Genomic DNA, 22,406 nt, shown 5'->3' with positions numbered 1-22,406 from the left:
AGTGCAGCCCGCTGCTCGGCCCGCAACTGATGGACCTGGCCAAGAAGGTCGTCGCCGGCGAGACCGTGCCCACCCGGGTCGTCACCGAGGAGACCACCTTCACCCAGGAGCAGGCCAAGGAAGCCCTCCCCTCCCGCCAGTACTGAGCCCGTCGTACGGGTCCCGCCTCCGGCCGGACCCGTAACGACCTTCGAGGACGTCGCCGTCCGAAGAGCGCGCGGCCCGTGGGTGACCACTCACCCACGGGCCGCTTCTGCGCGTACGTCAGCGGGTGACCGTGGGTGCCTCAGGCGGGGGGCGGGGTGACGGAGTCGCGGGGGCGCAGGGGCATGGGGACGCGGTGGATCTCGGGCTCGCGGACGACTCCGGAGCGGTGGTGGCCTATTTCCGCGAAGAGGACGTCGACGGCTTTCCTGCCCAGTTCGTAGTGCGGGAGTGCCACCGTGGTGAGCTTGGGGCGCATCCACGCGGCGAGAGGATGGTCGTCGAAGGAGACGACGGAGACGTCCTCGGGGACGCGCAGGCCGTGTTCGCTCAGCGCTTGGTAAGCGCCGAAGGCGATGCGGTCGTTGAAGCAGATCAACGCCCGGGGTACGCCGGACTCCAGGATCGAGCGGGTGGCGTCGAGGCCGTACTCCGGCTGCCAGTCGGCGCAGCGCCGGCCGCCGGCGATCTTGACGCCGGCCTCGGTCAGTACCTCGCGGATGCCGGTGAGCCGTTCCACGGCCGCGACGCCGCCGTGGGGCACGTCGCGCAGCCGGGGACCGACGCCGATCAGGTGGATGCCGTCGCGGTGGCCGGCCTCGAGCAGCACGCGGGCGGCGGTGCGTCCCGCCTCGATCTCGTCGGGCAGGACCGACGGGAGCGTCGACGGCTGCCGCGGCAGCGCGTTCAGCAGGACGGCCGGGCCGGCGGTTATCTCCTTGGGGACCTTGATCGTCCTTGTGAACATCGCGGCGAAGATGATGCCGTCGACCTGGCGGTCGTGCATGGCCTGCAGGAGGCGGCGCTCCAGCTCCGGGTCGCCCTCGGTCTCACCGATGAACAACATCACGCCCCGGTCCCGCGCGGCCTCCAGCGCGCCTTTGATCATGTCACCGGCGAGCCGTGAGGTCGCGACCGTGTCGGACACGAAGCCGATGGTCCTGGTCGTGCCGGTGCGCAGGCCCACGGACACCGCATTCGGACGGTACTGTAAGTCGTCGGCCGCTTTCAGGACGCGCTGCTCCACCTCCTGTGAGATGCGCATCTCACGCCCACGGCCCGACAACACCAGTGACGCGGTGGTCGGGGAGACACCCGCGGCCTTGGCGACATCGGCCAGCGTGACCCGGCGAGGGCTCACCGGCGGACCTCCAATGTTCAGGTCGTATTACGGGGTCTTGACATCGGCGGAGACGTACGGTGAGACTATCGCACTGCTAATACGATTTAGCAACCAAAGTCCGGGACATCTGACGCAGGTCGGCGGTCCCATTGCACGGAGGAGACGCAGATGTCGCGTCGAGTTCGCCCCCGCTGGCATGGAGCCGCGCTCGCGGCCGTCATAGGAGGGACGCTGGCCACCGCCTGCGCCGCCCCCGGAAGCGACGCCCCCCAGGCCGAACCCACCACCGGCACCTCTCCCTCGACGGCCCCGGCCTGCGGCACGGCACCGGTCACGCTCAACGCCTACTTCGAGACCGGGTTCCCCCTGCCCAAGGCCCTCACCACAGAGTTTTCGGCCCAGCACCCGAACGTCAAGTGGAACATCCGCGAGGACCAGTTCGCGGTGATCACCCAGAACGCGCCCCGCGTGCTGGCGGACGACCCGCCGGACCTCATGCGGCTCCCGCAGGTCTCCGAGCTGGTCAAGGACAACCTGCTGAAGAACATGGACGGCTACGCGCAGGCGTTCGGCTGGGACAAGTGGCCGGCCTCGCAGCTCCAGCAGATGCGCCTCGCCCCCGGCGGCAAGACCCGCGGCGAGGGATCGCTGTACGCCATGGGCCTCAACTTCAGCATGACCGGTGTCTTCTACAACAAGACGCTCGCCGCCAAGGTCGGCATGTCGGCCCCGCCCACCACGCTGGCGGAGTTCGACGACCTGCTCGCCAAGGCCAAGGCCGCGGGGGTCGATCCGATCGCGCAGTTCAACGGCGGCGCCACCGGCGGTCTCGCGTTCCCGCTGCAGAACCTCATGGCGGCGTACGGCCCCGCGGCCCCGATCAACGACTGGATCTTCCAGAAGCCGGGCGCCACGATCGACACGCCGTCCAACCTCCAGGCCGCCGGGCACCTCGAAAAGTGGATCAAGGCCGGGTACTTCTGGAAGGACGTCAACGCCGTCGACTACGCGACGATGATGAGCCGCTTCATCGACGGCAAGGGCCTGTTCATGTTCAACGGCGACTGGGAGTCGGGCAACCTCGACAAGCAGATGGCGGGCGACGTGGGCTTCTTCCTCATGCCGTCCGCGCAGGACGGCGGAAAGCTGGCCGCGATGTCGGCCCCGCTCACGTTCGGCGTCGGCGCGCGGGCCAAGAACGCCGACTGCGCGGCGTTCTTCCTCAACTGGGTGGCCACCGACTCCAAGGCCCGTGACATCACCGTGGAGGTCGGAGGCTCGCACCCGATGGGCCCGGCCGACGCGCACATGCCGGCGGTGAAGCCCGGCACCGTCACCGAGAGCACCCTCGCGGCCGGCGCGAAGATCGCCGAGGACAACGGCGCGATGGACTTCATCGCCAACGCCACCGGCGCGATCTACGCCAAGAGCTGGACCCCGAACCTGCAGAAGATGGCCGCCGGGGAGCAGACCCCGGACGGCATGCTGAAGTCCGTGCAGAGCGACTACCAGAGCCAGACCGGGGGGAACTGAGTACCCATGACCGGGCCGACTCCCGAAACAGCGATCGATCTCGCCGAGAGCCGGCCCGGACCGGCGAAGCGGACCCCCTCACGGCGTGGGGGGCTCCGCGGGCCGGGCCTCGTCGGCTGGCTTTTCATCCTCCCCGCGCTCGCGTTCTACGCGGTGTTCGTGCTGCGGCCGATCACCCTGACCCTGCAGTACTCGTTGTACACGTGGGACGGCATCGGGCCGTCCACCTGGGCCGGGTTCGGCAACTACGTGAAGGTGTTCACCGATCCCGACCTGTTCGCCTCCATCCTGAACGCCGTCAAGCTGATCGTGTTCTTCAGCGCCATCCCCGTCGTGCTGGGCCTCGCGATCGCCTCGACGATCCGGCGCATCGCGACGAGCAGGCTGGCCCTCGTGGCGCGGACCGTCATCTTCCTGCCGCAGGTCATCCCGCTCGTCGCGGCCGGCATCGCCTGGAGCTGGCTGCTGTCCTCCACCGGCGTGATCAACCAGTTGCTCACGCTCGTCGGCCTCGGCGGGGTGACGCGGGCCTGGCTGGGCGACTTCTCGACCGCCCTGCCCGCGGTCGGCGTCATCGGCGCGTGGGTGCTGCTCGGCCTGTGCACGCTCCTGCTGCTGGCGGGCATGAGCAAGATCGACCCGGCGCTCTACGAGGCCGCCCGGCTGGACGGCGCGGGGCCGCTGCGCGAGTTCCTCTCGATCACCCTGCCGAGCCTTCGGCAGGAGATCGCCGTCTGCGTGACGGTGACCGTCATCGCGGCCCTCGCGAGCTTCGACATCGTCTACATCTCGACGCAGGGCGGCCCGGGCAACGCGACCATGGTCCCCGGCCTGGAGATCTACTACCTGGCCTTCTCGGAACGGCAGGTGGGCGTCGCGTCGGCGCTGGCCGTGGTGCTCATGGTGCTCGTCATCGCCGTCGCGCTCCCCATCCAACGGCTCACCAGGGACAGGAAGTCGTGATCACTGCACGCCGGGAGGCGTGGACCGGAAGGGTCCTCCTCGTCCTGCTGATGGCGATCACCCTGCTGCCGTTCCTCAGCCTGTTCGTCACGGCCCTGCACCCCCCTGGCACGTACCCGCCGGGCCTGCGCTGGCCCAGCGACCCGCACTGGGGGAACTTCCTCCAGGCGTTCCAGGCCGCGCGGATGGGCGAGCTGCTGAAGTCGAGCACACTCATCGTGCTCGGCGTGGTCCCGATCTCGCTGGTGATCGCCACCATGGCCGGCTTCGCCATCGGCCACCTGCGGACGGCCGGGCGCAACGTGGTGTTCGTCGCGTTCGTGCTCGGCCTGACGCTGCCGTTCGAGGGCATCATCACCCCGCTGTACTACCAGGTGCGCGACATGGGGCTGCTGAACACCCGCTGGGCCATCATCCTGCCGCTGATCGGGCTGTTCATGCCGTTCTCGGTGTTCTGGATGCGGGCGCACTTCGTGAACATGCCCGAGGAGCTGTCGGAGAGCGCGCGGATCGACGGGGCGAACGTGTGGCAACTGTTCTGGCGGGTGCACGTGCCGCTGGCCATGCCGGCGATCTCGTCCCTGGCCATCCTGTTGTTCCTGTGGACCTGGAACCAGTTCCTCCTGGCCATCGTGCTGGTCGACGACCCGCTGAAGCGCACGATGTCCGGCGCGCTCGGCGCCTTCCAGGGGCAGTGGGGCACCGACATCCCGCTGCTGTGCGCGGGGTCGCTGCTCATCCTGGCCCCCACGCTGCTGATCTTCCTCGTCTTCCAGCGCCGGTTCGTCACGGCTCTGCTGCAAGGTTCCCTGAAGGGCTGATGGACGACACCACCGTTTACGGCGCGATCGAGGCGGGCGGCACCAAGTGGGTCTGCGCGGTCGCGGACCCCGGCGGCCACCTGCTCGCCACCGAGACGATCCCCACGACGACCCCCGCGGAGACCCTCGGGGCCGCCGTCCGCTTCTTCCGGCGGCACGAGCCGCCGGCGGCGATCGGCGTCGGCACGTTCGGCCCGGTCGACCTGCGCAGGGACTCGCCCGCCTACGGCCACATCACGAAGACCCCCAAGCCGGGGTGGGCGTACACCGACGTCGTCTCGCCGCTGCGCACCGCGCTCGACGTCCCGGTCGGCCTGGACACCGACGTCAACGCCGCCGCGCTCGGCGAGTGGCGGCACGGCGCCGGGGCGGGGCTCGGCACGTTCGCGTACATGACGGTCGGCACCGGCATCGGCGTGGGCGCCATGGTGGGCGGACGGCCGCTGCACGGCCTGCTGCACCCCGAGTTCGGGCACACCCGCGTGCCCCGCGACCCCGCCGACCCGTTCCCCGGGAGTTGCCCCTACCACGGGGACTGCCTGGAAGGGCTCGCGTCCGGCGCGGCGATGCGCCGCAGGTGGGGGCGCCCGCCCGAAGAGCTGGACGACGCGGCGGCCTGGGAGCTCGAAGCCGGCTACCTGGCCCTGGCCGTCGTCAACCTGACGTACGCGCTGTCGCCCGAGCGCGTCATCGTGGGCGGCGGTGTCGCCAAGCGCCCCGGTCTGCTCGCCCGGGTGCGGGAACGTGTGGCCGCGCTCGCCGCCGGGTACCCGGAGGCGCCAACGCTCGACTGCTACCTGGTCGCGCCGTCCCTCGGCGACCGCTCCGGCGTCACCGGCGCCGTCGAGCTGGCACGGGACGCGCTGCGCCACGCCGAGGAGACCGCGTGAACGACATCAGGCCGGCGCGGTGGACGCGGCGGCACCTCGGCCTGCTCACCGGCAGCGCCGCGACGACCGTGCCGGCCGTGACCGACTGGCCCGCGCCGCGTGTGCTGCCGCACGACGACGTGTGGGACCTGTGGCCGGTCCAGGAGGAGGACGGCTCGCCGTCCACCGTGCTCGGCCAGGAGTTGTGGATGACGTTGTCGGCGCCCGCCGCCGGGCACCCCGAGGAGCGCCACGGCCACGCCCGGCTCCACCTGCTCGGCAGGGACGCCGACGGCTGGACGGACCTCGGGCACGTGTTCGCCGACGGCGCGTCCCTGGGGAGCCGCGAGTGGTCGGGGTCGGCGGTGCGCAGACCGGACGGCACCGTCTCGGTGTTCTACACCGCGGCGGGCCGGCGCGGCGAGCCATGGCAGACGTTCTCCCAGCGCGTCGTGGAGGCCCGGCCCCGGCTGCTCACCGCGGACGGCCGGGTGAGCCTGGACCGGGACGTGGCGCACCAGGAGATCCTGCGCTCGAACGGCGGCACGTACCTGCCGGCCGACGAGGTGGAGGGGGCGCCCGGCCGTATCCGTGCCTTCCGTGACCCCGGCTGGTTCCGCGACCCCGCCGACGGGCGCGAACACCTCCTGATCGCCGCTTCGGTCCCGTGGGACGGCGGGTTCATGGGGGCGATCGCACTCGCCGGCGCCCGGCCAGGCGGCTGGTCGCTCGGGCCGCCGCTGCTGGTGGCCGAGGGGATCAACCATGAGATCGAGCGGCCGCACATCGTCGTGCAGGACTCGACGTACTACCTGTTCTTCGTGACCCATCGCCACAACTTCCACCCGCGCGACGCCGCGCCCACCGGCCTGTACGGCTTCGCCGCGCCGGCGCTCACCGGGCCGTACGAGCCGCTCAACGGCAGCGGGCTGGTGCTCGGGAACCCGCCCGAGCACCCCGACCTGGCGTACGCCTGGCTGGTGCTGAGCGATCTGCGGGTGGTGAGTTTCCTCAACTACCGCTTCTCCGGCGCCGTGGACCCACGCGAGGCCGCCACGCCGGAAGCCCGTGCGGCCTTCGGCGGGACGGTCGCGCCGGTGCTCAAGCTCGCACTGGACGGGCTGAGCACCTCGGTGGTGTGACGACCGGCGGCCGTTCCGGAAAACACAGCCGCCGGTCACCACGATCGGGGGGTCAGGGCGTCGTCAGGTCGAACTTCCGCACGGTGACGGCGCCGCCGAGGGCCTGGGTGGCGTAGTTGAAGATGCCGAACCGGTGGCCCGGGAAGAACTGCCAGGCGTTGCCCAGGGTCATCGCCGAGCCGAACGAGGTGAAGTTCACCCCGTCGGTGCTGTAGGAGAAGCGGGCCTGCCTGCCGGTTCCCGGCCGGATGTCGGCGTTGGCACGCAGCCAGATCCGGCCGCCCGAGACAGCCGCGGACGCGACCTCGGTCCCGGTACTTGTGGTGTTCCAACTGCTGTTCATGCTCAGGCCGTTGGTCATCACCACACGGGTGGCGCCGTTGTCACGTCTGACCCCGATCCAGGCCGAGGAGTCGCGCAGGATCGCGAGACCTGTGCGGTCACCGTCGCGCATCGTGGAGTAGTCCAGCTCGATGGTGGCCGTGGAGGACGGTCCCTGCGTGCGGTGGGTCAGGGTGTTGCGTGCGTTGTAGAGGTCGTTGGTGACGGTGGCGGTCTGCAGGGTCAGGCCGTTGTTCACCGAGTACTTGGTGGTGTCGGGGTTGTGGTTCCACTCCCACTGCGGCCCGAGCGCCGTGCCGGAGAAGGTGTCGGTGCCGGTCAGCGGCTTGACCTGGCGTGTGGGCAGGTTCGGGCGCGGGTAGGTGGCGCCCCAGGCGCCGTTGACGGTCGTCACGACCGGCCAGCCGTCGGCCGTCCAGGTGATCGGAGCCATGGCGGGCACCCGGCCACCGGGGTAGGCGTCGACGAACGCCATGTAGTACCAGGCGCCGGTCTGCGTCTGCACGAGCCCGCCCTGGTGCGGCACGCCGCCGCCGGAGATGGGGCCCTGCATGTTGAGCAGCACCTGGCGCATCTCGTACGGGCCGAACGGGCCGTTGGTGGACTTCAGGACGTACTGGCCGTTGGCGGGGCGGGTGAGCCAGATGTAGTAGGCCCCGTTGCGCTTGTAGAAGCGCGCCCCCTCCAGCGTCCCCACGCTGGACGGCGTGGTGAACACCTGCTGCGTCCGCACCTGGCTCGTGCCGTCGGCGGAGAGCTGGGCGACGCTGATGTTCGAGTTGCCGTAGGCGACGTACATGGTGTCGTTGTCGTCCACGAGCAGGCCCGCGTCGTAGTAGCAGTTGTTGATGGTCGCACGACGCTGCCACCCGCCCTCGACCGACGAGGAGGAGTAGACGTGCGTCCGGGCGAAGTCGATGCAGCCGATCCAGTAGAACTGGTTGTTGCTCTGGCGGTACCCGAAGGCCGAGGCCCAGATGCCGTCGACGTAGGCGCGGTCGCCGACCAGGCTGTACTTGTTGCCGAAGTCCAGCGTCGGCACCGAGTGGCCCGCGAACTCCCAGTTCACCAGGTCGTAGGAGCGCAGGATCGGCGCGCCCGGCGAGTAGTGGAAGGTCGAGGACGACATGTAGTAGGCGTCGCCGACCCGGATGATGTCGACGTCGGGGAAGTCCTGCCAGACCACCGGGTTGTTGTAGGTGCCGCCACCACCGGTCGGCGTCGGCGTCGGCGTGGGGTTGCCGCCGCCGACCTGGACGAGCTGCCACTGCTGGTTGTTGCCGCCCCAGTCGTCGTACTGCACGATGTTGCCGCCGTCGGCGGTGGACGCACTCTGGACCTCGACGGCCTTGTTGCTGTTGCGGTTGATCAGCCGCACGTACCCGCCGGCCGAGTCGGCCAGGCGGAACTGCTGGTTGGTGCCGTTGCCGTCGGTCCACTGCACGATGGCCGCGCCGTTGGCGGTGGAGAAGTTGTAGACGTCGAGCACCTTGCCCGACAGACGGGACTTCAGCCGGTAGTAGCCGCCACCGGAGTCGACGAACTGCCACTGCTGGTTGGTGCCGTCGTTACGCGTCCACTGAGTGATACGAGCACCGTCGGCGGTCGACATGTTGTACACGTCCAGGGCCTTGCCGCTGTTGCGGTTGACCAGCACGTACCAGGCGTTGGTGTCGACGGTCGCCGCCGAGGCGGTCGAGGTGTTCACCGCCGCGGCGGTGCCGGCCAGCAGCATCGCGACGACGACGGCGGCGACCCGCGACCACAGACTTCGCCGCCTGGGCACCGCCCGCCAGGGCACACCAATGGGAATCATGATTCTCCTTTGGAGTTGGGGGGTGGGGCGGCTCGATACATGACTGTGAGCGATAACAGTTCCGTAGTCAAGACGAAACATTCATGTCATGGTCATGTCGGCCGATCCGCGCCCCGAACGGCTTCCCTGACATTTCCCCAGCTAAAGCTCGCTTTTTGCGAGCTCGTTCCCCGCGCGGCGCGTACGGCGCTCACCGGAGCGAATCCCTGGTCTTGCGGGCCTGTTGACGAGAAATCTATGTTAGCGGTCACAAGGGCGGCTCACGATCTTGTCCATTCCTCCACTGGCATCTTCCGCGGGCTCGCACGCGCCACGTGCGAGCCCGCGAAAGGTGGAGCACGGCAGAAGACAACCACCCGGCCGATCCGGCCGGCGTCAACCTCACCACGTCGTCCGACGTCTGGCGACCGTGGCACGGTTCCGAGGGCGCATATCTCCGGCTGACCGGGAGATATGCGCCCTTCGTCCGTCATAGGCGGCACACACGCCGGGAGCCGGGCCCGGGGCTCAGGACCTCGCCCGGCTTCCCGGCACCCCGAACAGGGCGCGGGTGGCCCGGGTGCGGCGGACCAGCAGTTCGTAGGCCGCGACCGTCAGGGCCAGCGACACGGTGACGATGACGGCGTACTTGACGGCGATCGGCGCGCTCCACCGCACCACGCCGTACGCGACCGCGACGACGATCGGCTGGTGCAGGACGTACAGCGGCAGGGCCGCGACGGCGAGGTAGGCGTACACCTTCCGGCCCGCGCCGTCGGGGACGTCCTCACGCGGCGCCCGGCGGCGGCGGTCGAGCAGGCCGATGACGGCGACGACCAGGAACCAGCCGGTGGCGCCGTACAGGGCGCGTGCGGCGGTGGCGAGCGGGTCCGGGTCGGTGAACGGGTCGGCGCCCGGCACTCCGGCGGCGGTCAGGAACGCGACCATCCCGACGGGGAACAGCACCAGGGCGAGCACGCCGGCCGCCACCGCGTCGCGGCGCATCGCCACGCGGAACCGCTCGTCGGAGGCGAGCACGAAGCCGTACAGGAAGAACAGCAGGTACGCCCAGCGGTGCCACGCGGCGAACCCCTCCTCAAGGCCCGCCGCCGCGCTGACCGCCGCGACCGGCACCGCCGGGAGCAGTGCCCCGCCACGCCGCTCCGCCACCCGGGCCAGCGCCTCGCGGACCCGGCCGGCGCGCTCCCGGGGGAACAGGCGCGCCCCGGGCGCCAGCATGAGGGAGAACGCCAGCAGCAGGACCAGGAACCACAGGTGCCCGGTCTCGAAGTGCTCCCCGGAAAGCACGAACGGGAAGTCCGGGAGGTCGAGGCGCACGTCGAAGAACCGGGGCAGGAAGGCGAGGTACGACTCGTGGTACGCCGGGTCGGCCCGCAGCCGCAGCCACTGGGGGATCGGGACGATCGTGACCGTGCCCACCAGCAGCGGCAGGCCGAGCCGCAGCAGGCGCTTGACGGCGAACCCGCCCGGGCCCGAGCGGCGCAACGAGTGCCACGAGCCGAGCCCGGCGATGAGGAAGAGCGCCGGCATCGCCCACACCGCCGTGATCGCCGCGACGCTCGTCGTGAGGTCGGTGGTCTCGGCGTTCTTGACGTAGAAGTCGTCCCGGGTGTCGAACACCAGCGCCGAGTGGAAGAACACGAGCCCGAGCACCACCAGGGTGCGGATCGCGTCGAGCTCCGGCCGCCGCTCCGTCGTCTCCGGAGGCGTGATTCCCATGACTTGAGGTTAACCTCCGGTTTTGGGCCTTGTACGACATTGCCGGCGGAGCTACGATCACGACACTCTTAGGAAACTTTCCTATAAGTAAGGCGCGACAGAAGGGCCGACGTCATGGAACGAACCCTCCGTCTGCCGGCGACGGCCGTCGCGTTGTCGCTGGCGCTCCTCGGGGTCCTCGTCGTGCAGACGTCGGCCCAGGCCGCCAACCTCCTGGCCAACCCGGGCTTCGAGAGCGGGTCCCTCTCGCCGTGGTCCTGCACGGGCGGGCTGGGGTCCGTGGTGAGCTCGCCGGTCCGCTCGGGAGCCCGGGCGCTCGCCGGAGCGGCGAGCGCGTCCGACAACGCCCGGTGCACGCAGACGGTGACCGTGCAGCCGAGCACCGCCTACAGCCTGACCGCTTGGGTGCGGGGCAACCACGTGTACCTCGGCGTGAACGGCGGCGGGTCCACGTGGACGTCGGCGGCGGCGTACACGCGGCTCACCGTCGCCTTCACCACCGCGGCGGGCCAGACCAGCGCGCAGATCTACCTGCACGGGTGGTACGGCCAGGGCACCTACTACGCCGACGACGTCAGCTTCGACGGCCCCGGCACGCCCCCGGGCACCCCCACGCCGACACCCACCGCCACCCCCACCCGGACCCCCACGCCGACGCCGACCGTGACACCCACCCCGACGCCTACGCCGACGGGAAGCACCTGCGCGGTGAAGTCGCGACCGGGCGGGAAGGTCCTGCAGGGGTACTGGGAGAACTGGGACGGCGCGTCCAACGGCGTGCACCCGCCGCTCGGCTGGATCCCGATCACCGACCCGCGCATCAGGCAGCACGGCTACAACGTGATCAACGCGGCGTTCCCTGTCATCCGCTCCGACGGCACCGTGTTGTGGGAGGACGGCATGGACGCCACCGTCCGGGTCGCCACCCCCGCCGAGATGTGCCAGGCCAAGGCCGCCGGGGCGACGATCCTGATGTCCATCGGCGGGGCGACCGCCGGCATCGACCTGAGCTCCGGCGCCGTCGCCGACCGCTTCGTCGCCACCGTCGTGCCGATACTCAAGCGGTACAACTTCGACGGCATCGACATCGACATCGAGACCGGCCTCACCGGCAGCGGCACCATCAACCAGTTGTCCACGTCGCAGGCCAACCTCATCCGCGTCATCGACGGCGTGCTCGCCCAGATGCCGTCCAACTTCGGCCTCACCATGGCGCCCGAGACGGCGTACGTCACCGGCGGCAGCGTCACCTACGGCTCCATCTGGGGCGCGTACCTGCCGATCATCAAGAAGTACGCCGACAACGGCCGCCTGTGGTGGCTGAACATGCAGTACTACAACGGCAGCATGTACGGCTGCTCAGGCGACTCCTACGCCGCGGGCACGGTGCAGGGCTTCACCGCCCAGACCACCTGCCTGGACACCGGCCTGGTCATCCAGGGAACGACGATCAGGGTCCCCTACGACAAGCAGGTGCCCGGACTGCCCGCCCAGAGCGGAGCCGGCGGCGGCTACATGGCGCCGTCGCTGGTGTCCCAGAGCTGGAACGCCTTCGGCGGCCGGCTCAAGGGCCTGATGACCTGGTCCGTCAACTGGGACGGGTCGCGCGAGTGGACGTTCGGCGACAACGTCAAGGCGCTTCAGGGCCGCCAGTGACATGCGGGGCCGCTCCGGCCGCCGGAGCGGCCCCCACCCGGGGTCCGGCCGACGAGGCGGCGTGGCGGCGGAACTTCTCCGCCTGGCTGTGGTGATCCTCGCCGTCGCGGGAAAGCGCGGGAGCGGCACAGGGACGCGGGCGGGCGCGCAACGTCTCGTGCAGGGCGGCGAGGCGTTCGTGGACCTCGGTCAGGACGTTGCAGGTGAGCTCCGCCTGCTGCCGCATGACCATGAGCTGCCGGGCGGCCTGCTCCCGCAGCCGCCTCGATCGTTCCAGCACCGCCCGCCGCTCCGACACGGTGTCCCGCGCCACCGCCAGGAGGGGGGACGGCACGGGCGGGGAGGGCGCGGACGGCGCGGCCGGGGGCTGCGCGGGAAGAGGCGCCTCTGGCGGCGGCGGCGCGGGGCGCCGGGACGCGGGCCGTGGACGGGTTAGGCCGCGGACCAGGGGATGGTGGCGGCGGCCGGGTAGGACGGCACCCGCGACGGTCCTCTGGAGGTTCGGCTCAGGAACGTCCAGCATGAGTACCTTCGGGTAGGTGGGCGGGCCGCCGGGCCACACCAGGGTGAGCATCCGGCCCACCCGCGGGTTGCTCACCACGATGAGGTTGCCGTTCTCCCCACGCAGCCTCGCGTGCACGTCACCGAGGGCCCGGGCGCTCCCCACGTCGCAGAAGCGCAGGTCGGTCATGTCGACAAGCAGGTGCAGGCACCCCTCGCCGATCAGCGACATCAGGAAACCCTTCGCCAGGGCGCTGCCCGAGACGTCGAGTTCGCCGGTGATCGCGACGGTGGCGGAGCGTCCCCTCTGGTCGACCAACCTCACCGAGAGGTCCATGCGCGTCGTACCCCCTAACCGACTCGAAGGAGCACCGCGGGACAGCTCTCACTTTATGCGTCCGGACCATCCTCCATGCGGCTTCGCGTATCTCGGATCCCGCGATCCGCGGTCCGGCCCGGGAACGGACCACGGCGATAAGGTGCCGGATGTGGACACGGCATGCCTCGTGACGAACCGGCCCGATCGGTGAGCCGTGCGGCGGCGGAGGCCCTTCTGGCGCGCCGCTACGCCCCCGCGGCCGTCGCGGCGACCGCGTGGGAACGGCTGGAGCCGTGGGAGGTCGCCCGGGTGCGGCTGGCGGGGCCGGGCGTCCCGGAGCGGTTGATCGTCAAATGGGTGCGGGCGCATCCGGACCGCACGCGGAGCGCGCGGTGGCGGGTGCGGACCGAGGTGGCCGCCCTGCGGTTCCTTGCGGACGACCTCGGTTTCGGGGCGGCGCCCCGGCTCATCACCGCCGACATCGCCACGGGCGTGGTGGTGCTGGAGGACCTCGGGCCGCGGGTGCCGCTGGACGGGGTGCTGCGGGAAGGCGGGGCGGCGGCGCACAGGGAGCGGCTTCTCGCGTTCGCCCGGGTGCGCGGGGAGCTCGGCGCGGCGAGCGCGGGGCGGGCGGAGGACTACTACGCGCGCCGGGCCGCGCTCGGGGCGGTCGACCCGGCGGCCGACCGCGCGGGACGGTGGAGCGGGTTCCGTGACGAGGGGATCCGGGTCGCGGCGCGGATCGGGGCGGAGATCTCCGGAGGCGCCGGGCGTGAGCTGGAGGTGGCGCTCGGGGAGCTCGCCGAGCCGCGGGGGTTCCTGGCGTTGAGCAACGGCGATCCGGAGGCGAACAACGTGCTGGTGCACGCGTCGGGGGCGCCGGACGCGCGGCTGATCGACTTCGAGTTCGCGGGGTACACGCACGCCCTGCATGACGCCGTGTGCCTGTTCGTCCCCGGGCCCGGGTGGTTGTCGGTCGGGGACGCGATCGGTATCGGAGCCGGGGACGCCTACCGGCGTGCGCTCGCGGCGGGGGTGCCCGAGGCGCAGGACGACGCGCGGTACGGGCGGGGGCTCGCGGCGGCGTGCGTGTCGTACGCGCTGGTGCGGCTGTGCCGGGTGCCCACGCTCGACGGCCGGGCGCCGGGGGACGGCAGCCGGCCGCAGCTCGTCGCCACGCTGGAGGCGGCCGCCCGCACGGCGGGCGCCTTCCGTGCACTGCCCCGCCTCGCCGGCTGGGCGTGGCGCGCGGCCGAGGCGCTGCGGCGGCGATGGCCGGACGCCGACGTGGACCTGAGCGCGGTGCCGGCCTACGCGCCGCGCGGCCGATGAGCCCGGCGGCGCGGCGATACGTTACAGAGCGGTGCGGGCCCCGCCGGCGTCGGTGGCGGGACAGGGCGATGCCGGCGAGCCGCGCCCTGCGGGTGCTGATGGGCGGCCGGGGGTCCGCCGCTGCGACACCGGCACCCGCGCGGGGACACGGACCGGTCCCTACCGGCCGGGGTGGGACGTCACCGCTTGCGCCAGACGGTGACGTGGGCCTCGAAGTAGTCGTACTCGCGGGGGTTCTGGCAGAGCACGCCGGGCTCGTCCTTCTCCAGCAGCAGCTCCATGTGCCCTGACAGGAAGTTCTTCAGCGCCTGCTCGCTGGTGACGCAGTCGCCGGCGGAGCCGAGCCAGGCCTCCGGCGGGCTGAACTCGGGGTACCACGACCAGGGGCAGGCGATCATCAGGAGGCCGCCGGGGCGCAGCAGGGCGTCGGAGTCGGTGAACTGCCGCAGGCAGACCAGGGGGTCGCTCACCCGGTCGAGGACGTTGGACAAGACGGCGGCGTCGAACGGCCGGCGCGGGGTGGCGAGCGCGCAGGCGTCGCTCACCTCGAACTCGACGCGCGCGCGGTGCTCGGCGGCGGGGAGGGTGAAGCTGATCTCGCGGAAGAACGGGCCGAGCTGCGCGACGCTGAACGTGCCGCCGCCGTGACGGGTCAGGGACTGGGCCACCTCGATGGAGCGCACGCTCGCGTCGATGCCGACCACCACGTCCCGCACCCACCTGCTCAGCGCGTGCGAGATGCCGCCCACGCTGCACCCCACGTCGAGCACGGCGTTCACGCGCGTGCCGCTGCGCAGCGCCGCCACCTCCAGCAGCTCCGACAACCGGGCCGGTAAGCCGTGCGAGGGCGCCAGGGGGTGGTGGGGGCGTTCGAAGGCGTCCTCGACGGTGCCGTAGTGCATGAGGAGGTACTTCGAGAGGTCCCTGGCGGTCTCGTAGGCGGAGCCGGACGTCTCGTCCTGGAGAAGTTCGTCTTCCTTGAGGAGGACAGGAGGTACTGGCACTACTCACTCCTTGGTTGGTCGGTCAGGTTCACGGCATGCCGCCACGCTGGTCCGCGTGCGTTCTGCGCCGCAGCTTCGGTCGGGCCGGGCGTGCTTCGTCGACCCGCTCCGCGAGCCTCGCCACCGTGGGGGCGTCGAAGACCGCGCGGATGCCGATCTCCACGCCGAGCACCGTGCGGATCCGGTTGACGAGCCGCCCCACCTGCAAGGAGTGCCCGCCGAGGTCGAAGAAGCTCACGTCGGCGCCGACCCTCGGCAGTCCCAGCACCTCGGCGAACAGGCCGCACAGCAGCTCCTCGCGCGGCGTGCGCGGGCCGCGGCCGGCGGGGGCCGTCACCGGGGTGGGCAGCGCGGCGCGGTCGAGCTTGCCGTTCGGGGTGACGGGCAGCGTCGCGAGCACGACGGTCGCGGCCGGCACCATGTAGTCGGGCAGCACCCGCGCGGCCTCGGCGTGCAGCACGGCCGGGTCGGGGTCCTCGCACGCGCCGGGCGCCGGGGTGACGTAAGCGATGAGCCGGGTGCCGCCGGCGGGGTCCTCACCCGTGACGACGGCGGCCTGCCCGACGCCGGGGAACCCGGCGAACGCCGCCTCGACCTGGCCGGGCTCGACGCGGAAGCCGCGGATCTTGACCTGGTCGTCGGCCCGCCCTGTGAAGATCAGCTCGCCCGCGGCGGTCCAGCGCGCGAGGTCCCCGGTGCGGTACATGCGGGCGCCGGGCGGGCCGGAGGGGTCGGCGACGAAACGTCCGGCCGTGAGCGCGGGCTTCCCGATGTAGCCGCGGGCCAGGCCCGCCCCGGCGAGGTAGATCTCGCCCTCGGTGCCCGGCGGCACGGGCCGCAGCCGGTGGTCGAGCAGGTGCACGCGGGTGCCGTCCAGCGGGCGGCCGAGCGGCACAGGGGCGGTGTCGTCGCCCGGGGTGGTGTGCGGCTCCTGGGTGACGCAGAGAGTGGTCTCGGTGGGGCCGTACGTGGTGCGCACGACGAGACCGGGGTGCTCGCGCAGCACGCGGCCGACGGCCTGGGGGGCGATGACGTCGCCGCCGGTGGTGACCTCGGTGAGGCCGCCGAACGCCTTGGTGGCGTCCTCGGCGAGCACGCGGAACAGGCCGGCGGTGAGGGACAGGTGGGTCACCTCGTGCCGGGTGAGCACGGCCTCGAACGCGGCCGGGTCGAGCAGCTCGGTGCCCGCGACGGCGATCGCCGCGCCGCGCAGCAAGGGGGCGAAGATCTCGTAGACGGAGGCGTCGAAGGCGTGCGGGGCGTGGAACAGCACCCGGTCGCCGGGGCCGACCTGCCAGCAGGGGTCGAGCGCGAGGTCGGCGAGGTTCTGGTGGGTGACGGCGATGCCCTTGGGCTCCCCTGTGGACCCGGAGGTGTACATCACGTAGGCGAGCTGCCGGGGGTCCACCTCCGGCAGCGGTGCCGGGTCGTCCGCGGGCGCCTCGCCGGCGGCGGTGACGGTGACGACGTGGCGGCCGGCGGTCAGCTCGTGGGTGCGGTGAGCGGAGTCGGTGAGCAGCACCGGGGCGGTGACCGTGCCCAGCACCGCGCGCAGTTGCGCCAAGGGCTGGTCGGTGTGCAGGGGCAGGTACGCGGCCCCTGCCTTGAGCACGCCGAGGATCGCCACGACGAGCTCCGGCGAGCGGCGCATCAGCAGCGGGACCGGCGCGTCGGGCCGTACCCCGGCGCGCAGCAGCTCACGGGCCAGCCGGTCGGAGCGCTCGTGCAGCTCGCGGTAGGTGAGCCGTCCGGCGTCGTGCAGCACCGCGGAAGCGTCCGGGGTGCTCGCGGCCCGCGCGGCGAACAGCGCGGGCACCGTGCGCGGCGGCTGCGGGGCGCCGGTGTCGTTGAAGGCGGCGAGGCGGCGGCGCTCGTGCGGCGTGAGCACGTCGAGGCGGCCGATCGGGGCCCGCGGCGCGGCGGCGGCCTGGGTCAGGACGTTCAGCAGGCGCTCGGCCAGGGTGTCCACGGTGACGCGGTCGAACAGGTCGGTCGCGTAGGTGATCCGCAGCCGGTCGCCGGTCACCGTGAGGTCCAGGTCGAAACGGGCGACCTCCTGGCCGGACGGTTCGAACGCGCACGAAAGGCCCGGCAGGGGGAACCCGGTGGTGGTGTCGAGGTCGTCGTGGACGGTGAGGCAGACCTGGATGAGGGGGTGGTGGGTGAGGGTGCGTGCGGGCTGGAGCTCCTCGACGAGGCGGTCGAAGGGGAGGTCCTGGTGGTCGAACGCCGCGAGGTCGGTGTGGCGGACCCGGTGCAGGAGATCGGTGAACGAGGGATCGCCCGAGACGTCCGTCCTCAGCACCAGGGTGTTGACGAAGAAGCCGACGAGGTCGTCGAGCTGCTCGTCGGTGCGCCCGGCGACCACGGTGCCGAGAGGGATGTCCGTCCCGGCGCCGAGACGGTGCAGCACGACGGCCAGGGCCGCCTGCACGACCATGAAGGGGGTCACGTCGTGCTCGCGTGCCGTGCGGCGCAGCGCGGCGTGGACGGCCGGGTCCAGGGTCAGCTCCACGGCGCCGCCGTCGTGGCTCGGGGTCGCGGGGCGTGGCCGGTCCAGGGGCAGGGTGAGCTGGTGGGGCATGCCGTCCAGGGCGGCGCGCCAGTAGGCGAGCTGCCGGGCGGCCTGCTCGGTGGGGGCGTCCTCGGGGCCGAGCAGCTCGTGTTGCCACAGGGTGTGGTCGGTGTACCGGAGCGGCAGGGGGTGCCGGTCCGGGACGGCGCCGTTCACGCGGGCCCGGTACGCCTCGGCGAGGTCGCGCGCCATGGGGCGCATGGACCAGCCGTCGGCGGCGATGTGGTGGAAGACGACGACCAGCAGGTGATCGGACGGGCCCTCCTCGACGACCGTCACCCGGATCGGCAGCTCGGCGGCCAGGTCGAAGCGGCGGCGCGCGGCACGGCGGGCGATGTCACGGGTGTCCTCACCGGGCTCCCGGACGTGGCCGGCGACGGCGCACGGGGGCTCGCCCGGCCGGACGTGCTCGACGGTCAGCAGGCGGGCAGCCTCGCTCGGGTCCAGGACGTGCTGGAACGGTTCCCCGTCGGCCTCGCGGATGAGGGTGCGCAGGGTCTCGTGGCGTTCCAGCAGGTCGTGCAGGGCTCCGGTCAGCGCGGCGACGTCCAGGGGGCCGCGGACGCGGGTGTGCAGCGGCACGTTGTAGGCGACGCCGCCCTCCAGCCGGTCGAGGAACCACAAACGGCGCTGGGCGTACGACACCGGGACCCGCTCGGGGCGTGGCCGCGCGGTGAGTGCGGGACGGGTGCGGCCGGGGTCGTGGCGCTCAAGCAGGTGGAGCAGGCGTTCCACGGTGGGGGCGTCGAACACCGCGCGCACGGCGAGGGAGACGCCCAGCACGGCATGGATCTTGTTGACGACGCGGACGGCCAGCAGGGAATGACCGCCGAGGGCGAAGAAGTCGTCGTCCACCCCCACCGACGGCACACCGAGCACCTCGGCGAAGATGTCGCACACCAACTCCTCGCGCACCGACCGCGGCCCCCGGCCGCCCGTCTCGTACACCGGCGCGGGCAGCGCCGCCCGGTCGAGCTTGCCGTTCACGGTGACCGGCAGCCGGTCCACCACCATCACCAGCGGCACCATGTACTCGGGCAGCGACGCGCGGGCGTGGTCGCGCAGGGCCGGCGCGAGCGCGGCGTTCCTGCGGGCACCGCCGGGGTCGTTGGTGTAAACGCCAGGGCCGGCCGGTGTGTAGATCTCCCAGGCGACCGGCGGCGTGCCGCCGGCGAAGACGTAGTCCAGCGCACCCTCGGCGTCGCCGCCGGTCCAGGTGGCCACGACGGTGTAGCCGAGGCGCTCCCCGAGCCGATGGAACTCCTCGGGATCCACGCCGCCGCCGTCCTCAAAGGCCGGGCCGCCGCCCCGAGAGTCCGCGCCGCCATCGTCCCCAGGGGCCGGGCCGCCGCCCCGAGAGTCCGCGCCGCCATCGTCCTCAAGGGCAGGGCCGCCGCCGTCCCCGAGGTCCGCGACCCCGTACAGGGCGCGCGTCAGCTCGACGTCCCGTGCGAGGCGGCCGTTCGGCACGCGGTTCACCCGCAGGGACGGCGGCCGTTCCACGGTGAGCAGCCGTTCGACGTCGGGCAGGCCGACGCCGTGCTCGCCCCAGGTGACGACGGGACCCGCCTCGAAGGTGGCCGGGCGGGCGGGCTTCTTGTGCAGGGTCACGTCGTACCGGTAGGCGTTCAGCTCGTTGTCCGCGTGGCCGCGTTTGACTCTGATGTCCACGGCGCCGATGGAGTCGTGCAGAGCGCGGAGGGCGGTGAAGTAGTCCGGGCCGACCAGGAGTTCCCCCTCCTGGGCGACGCGCCGCTCGACGGCGGCGCGCACGGCGTCCTGGGTGGCGCCTGCCCCGGCGCGGCGGTGCTCGACGGCGCTCCAGAAGCACCGCAGCAGGCGCGCGTCGCGGATGTCGCCGACGAACACCGCGCCGCCGGGGGTGAGCTTGTCCAGGGCGTGGCCGAGCACGCCGGTCAGGTAGTCCGCGTCCGGGAAGTACTGGATGAGCGAGTTCATCACCACGACGTCGAAGTGGCCGTCCGGCAGCCCGTCCATGTCGTGCGCGGGCAGGTGCCGCAGCCGCACACGCGCGGCGAGCGCCGGATCGGCCGCCACATGGGCACGCACCCGCTCGACGACGACGGGCGACAGATCGGTGCCCCAGTACTCGGCGCAGTGCGGCGCCACCTCGGCGAGGACCAGTCCGGTGCCGATCCCGATCTCCAGCACCCTGCGGGGCCGGAGCGCGAGCACCCGCTCCACCGTCGCCGCACGCCACTCACGCATCTCGGCGAGCGGGATGGGACCACCGGTGCGGCGGCTGTCCCATCCGGAGAAGTCCTGACCGAACGCCACCCCCGGTTCGTCGCGGTACAGGGCGTCGGCCCCCTGCCGCCATTCCTCCACCACCTGCTCCCAGTCCTCCCGGAGCCCGCCGGAGGCGTCCGCCCGAGGCGCGGACGGGGCGGCGGGGTGGTCCTCCCGATACACGGACGGGACATCCGGGACATCTCCGCGGGCGGTGGACGGGACGGCGGGGTGGTCCTCCCGGTACGCGGACGGGACTCCCTCGTGGCCGGTGGACAGGGCGGCGGGATGGTCCTCCCGGGACGCGGACGGGACGCCCTCGTGGCCGGTGGACAGGGCGGCGGGATGGTCCTCCCGGGACGGGACGCCCTCGTGGCCGGTGGACGGGGTGGCGGGGACGACGTAGGCGACGAGGTGTTTGCTGCCGGGGACGTCCTCGCGGACGATGACGGCGGCCTGGGCGACGCCGGGGTGGGTCATCAGGGTGTTCTCGACCTCGGCGGGCTCGATGCGGAAGCCGCGGATCTTGACCTGGTCGTCGGCGCGGCCGGCGAAGAGGAGCCTGCCGTCGGGGGTCCACGCCGCGAGGTCGCCGGTGCGGTACATGCGGCCGCCGGGCGGGCCGTACGGGCAGGCGACGAAACGCTCCGCGGTCAGGTCGGGCCGTCCCACGTAGCCGCGGGCGAGGCCCGGGCCGGCCACGTAGAGCTCGCCCGTCACCCCGGCGGGGACCGGCAGCAGGCGCTCGTCGAGCACGAACACGTCGGTGCCGGGGACCGGAACGCCGATCGTGACCTCGTCGCCGGCGAGCAGCGGCCCACCGGTGGCGCACACCGTCGTCTCGGTCGGGCCGTAGGAGTTCACCAGCGCGAACCGGCCGGCCCACCGCTCCACCAGATGCCCGGTCGCCGCCTCGCTCGCCGTGATCACCACCGTGCCCTCAGGCAGGACGTGCTCGGGGAGCGTCGCCAGCGTCGAGGGCGTCAGCGTCACGTGCGTGACGTTCTCGGGCGCCCGCCCGGTCAGCAACTCCTGGGGATCGCCCACCACGACCGTGCCACCGGTCAGCAGGGCCATGAACATCTCCCACACCGACCCGTCGAACCCGATCGACGCGACCTGGAGCACCCGCGCCCCCGGCCCCGCCCCGAACTGCCCGAACCGTGCGACCAGCCGCCCGATCCCGGCGTGGGACACCATGACGCCCTTGGGACGCCCGGTCGACCCGGACGTATAGATGACATACGCCCCGCCGTCCAAAGCGGGCCCCGCCGGGTCCCCCGGTACGGGCCCTCCGGAACCACCCCCACCCGACACCGCGCGGACCCCCGCGGCACCCTCCCCCGGACCGCCCACACCAGGCCCCACCAGATCGACCCCGGCAAACCCTGCGGAACCACCTCCACCCGACACCGCACGGACCCCCGCGGCACCCTCCCCCGGACCGCCCACACCAGGCCCCACCAGGCCGTCACCGACAAACCCTGCGGAACCACCCCCGACCGACACCGCGCGGACCCCCGCGGCACCCTCCCCCGGACCGCCCACACCAGGTCCCACCAGGCCGTCACCGACTAACCCTGCGGAATCACGTCCGACCGACACCGTGCGGACCCCTGCGGTGTCTCCGGTGGGGGGCGGTGGCGGGGAGGGGGTGAGGTCGAGTTCGCCGATGATCAGTTGCCGGGTGGTGCTCGTGTGGGGGAGGCGGGCGGGGGTGTCCACCAAGGCGACCGGCGGGGTCACCTGGGCCAGGATCAGGCGTTTGCGAGGGTCCGGGTACGTGGGGTCGATCGGGACGTAGACTCCGCCGGCTTTGAGCGTGGCCATCATGGCCACGATCAGGTGGGCCGAGCGGGCCATCGACACGGCGACGTATGTGTCGGGGCGGACGCCGGCGGACGTCAGGAAGGCGGCCAGGCGGGTGGAGCGGGCGTCCAGCTCCGCGTAGGTCAGGCGGGTGGGGCCGTCCTCCACCGCGGGGGCCTCAGGAGTGCGGCGCACCCATTCGGCGAAGAATTCCGGGGCGGTTCCCACCGGCGCCGGCGGGCCCTGGGTCCATGCGCCGGGGACGAGGGCGGCATGCTCTTCTGAAACAGGGCTGCCGTCTTCTTCCGAAACGGCGCGGACATGAAATGACGGTCGGTTCTCGAAAGGACCGGCAGAACTCTTCGAAAGCGCTCTGCCCGCCGCGCCCTCGCGGTCGCCGGCGGAAAACGTAGCGGCGTTCATGGAGC

Annotated in this window: 13 protein-coding genes; 7 read left to right on the top strand and 6 right to left on the bottom strand. The window is 72.2% G+C overall.

Going from position 1 to position 22,406, the window contains the following annotated elements; translation table 11 throughout:
• Nucleotides 1-286 precede the first annotated feature (286 nt).
• On the bottom strand, nt 287-1,345 hold the full coding sequence (locus ABGB17_RS21885) for a LacI family DNA-binding transcriptional regulator (protein ID WP_347632399.1): 1,059 nt from the start codon (nt 1,343-1,345) through the stop codon (nt 287-289).
• Between the two features lie 150 nt (nt 1,346-1,495).
• Between ABGB17_RS21885 and ABGB17_RS21880 the strand changes: the two genes are divergently transcribed.
• From ABGB17_RS21880 to ABGB17_RS21860, 5 genes are read left to right on the top strand one after another with little or no spacing between them, the layout of a single operon-like run.
• Complete coding sequence (locus ABGB17_RS21880) at nt 1,496-2,860, top strand: hypothetical protein (protein WP_347632397.1); 1,365 nt, start codon at nt 1,496-1,498, stop codon at nt 2,858-2,860.
• Nucleotides 2,861-2,866: 6 nt separating this feature from the next.
• A complete protein-coding gene (locus tag ABGB17_RS21875; RefSeq protein WP_347632395.1) occupies nt 2,867-3,823 on the top strand; it encodes a sugar ABC transporter permease in 957 nt (318 codons plus the stop codon).
• Nucleotides 3,820-4,644, top strand: coding sequence for a carbohydrate ABC transporter permease (locus tag ABGB17_RS21870; protein WP_347632393.1), 825 nt, complete (start codon nt 3,820-3,822; stop codon nt 4,642-4,644). The genes ABGB17_RS21875 and ABGB17_RS21870 overlap by 4 nt, the downstream gene beginning before the upstream one ends.
• Nucleotides 4,644-5,534, top strand: coding sequence for an ROK family protein (locus tag ABGB17_RS21865; protein ID WP_347632391.1), 891 nt, complete (start codon nt 4,644-4,646; stop codon nt 5,532-5,534). The genes ABGB17_RS21870 and ABGB17_RS21865 overlap by 1 nt, the downstream gene beginning before the upstream one ends.
• A complete protein-coding gene (locus tag ABGB17_RS21860; protein ID WP_347632390.1) occupies nt 5,531-6,655 on the top strand; it encodes a glycoside hydrolase family 68 protein in 1,125 nt (374 codons plus the stop codon). The genes ABGB17_RS21865 and ABGB17_RS21860 overlap by 4 nt, the downstream gene beginning before the upstream one ends.
• A gap of 52 nt (nt 6,656-6,707) precedes the next feature.
• Here the strand turns inward: ABGB17_RS21860 and ABGB17_RS21855 are convergent, their stop codons facing one another.
• Nucleotides 6,708-8,813, bottom strand: coding sequence for a family 43 glycosylhydrolase (locus tag ABGB17_RS21855; protein WP_347632388.1), 2,106 nt, complete (start codon nt 8,811-8,813; stop codon nt 6,708-6,710).
• A 507-nt stretch (nt 8,814-9,320) separates the two neighbouring features.
• Nucleotides 9,321-10,532 carry an acyltransferase gene (locus tag ABGB17_RS21850; RefSeq protein WP_347632386.1) on the bottom strand — a complete coding sequence of 404 codons (1,212 nt, stop codon included), beginning with the start codon at nt 10,530-10,532 and terminating at the stop codon, nt 9,321-9,323.
• Nucleotides 10,533-10,646: 114 nt separating this feature from the next.
• Here ABGB17_RS21850 and ABGB17_RS21845 point away from each other — a divergent pair, with 114 nt between their 5' ends.
• Nucleotides 10,647-12,188 carry a glycosyl hydrolase family 18 protein gene (locus tag ABGB17_RS21845; protein ID WP_347632384.1) on the top strand — a complete coding sequence of 514 codons (1,542 nt, stop codon included), beginning with the start codon at nt 10,647-10,649 and terminating at the stop codon, nt 12,186-12,188.
• On the opposite strand, the gene ABGB17_RS21840 is transcribed toward ABGB17_RS21845, so the two are convergent.
• Entirely contained in the window at nt 12,163-13,014 is an 852-nt protein-coding gene (locus tag ABGB17_RS21840; RefSeq protein ID WP_347632382.1) for an STAS domain-containing protein, read from the bottom strand. The genes ABGB17_RS21845 and ABGB17_RS21840 overlap by 26 nt on opposite strands.
• Before the next feature lie 174 nt (nt 13,015-13,188).
• Here ABGB17_RS21840 and ABGB17_RS21835 point away from each other — a divergent pair, with 174 nt between their 5' ends.
• Nucleotides 13,189-14,340 (top strand): hypothetical protein, encoded by a 1,152-nt coding sequence (locus ABGB17_RS21835; protein WP_347632380.1) that lies wholly within the window; start codon nt 13,189-13,191, stop codon nt 14,338-14,340.
• 179 nt (nt 14,341-14,519) lie between these two features.
• Here the strand turns inward: ABGB17_RS21835 and ABGB17_RS21830 are convergent, their stop codons facing one another.
• Both ABGB17_RS21830 and ABGB17_RS21825 read right to left on the bottom strand, forming a co-directional pair.
• Nucleotides 14,520-15,344 carry a methyltransferase domain-containing protein gene (locus ABGB17_RS21830; protein WP_347632378.1) on the bottom strand — a complete coding sequence of 275 codons (825 nt, stop codon included), beginning with the start codon at nt 15,342-15,344 and terminating at the stop codon, nt 14,520-14,522.
• A gap of 28 nt (nt 15,345-15,372) precedes the next feature.
• On the bottom strand, nt 15,373-22,206 hold the full coding sequence (locus ABGB17_RS21825; protein ID WP_347632376.1) for an amino acid adenylation domain-containing protein: 6,834 nt from the start codon (nt 22,204-22,206) through the stop codon (nt 15,373-15,375).
• Nucleotides 22,207-22,406 lie beyond the last annotated feature (200 nt).

Source organism: Sphaerisporangium sp. B11E5 (assembly GCF_039871875.1).
Classification (GTDB): domain Bacteria; phylum Actinomycetota; class Actinomycetes; order Streptosporangiales; family Streptosporangiaceae; genus Sphaerisporangium.
The sequence above is the reverse complement of the archived record's forward strand: the minus strand, read 5'-3'. Positions and strand labels throughout refer to the sequence as shown.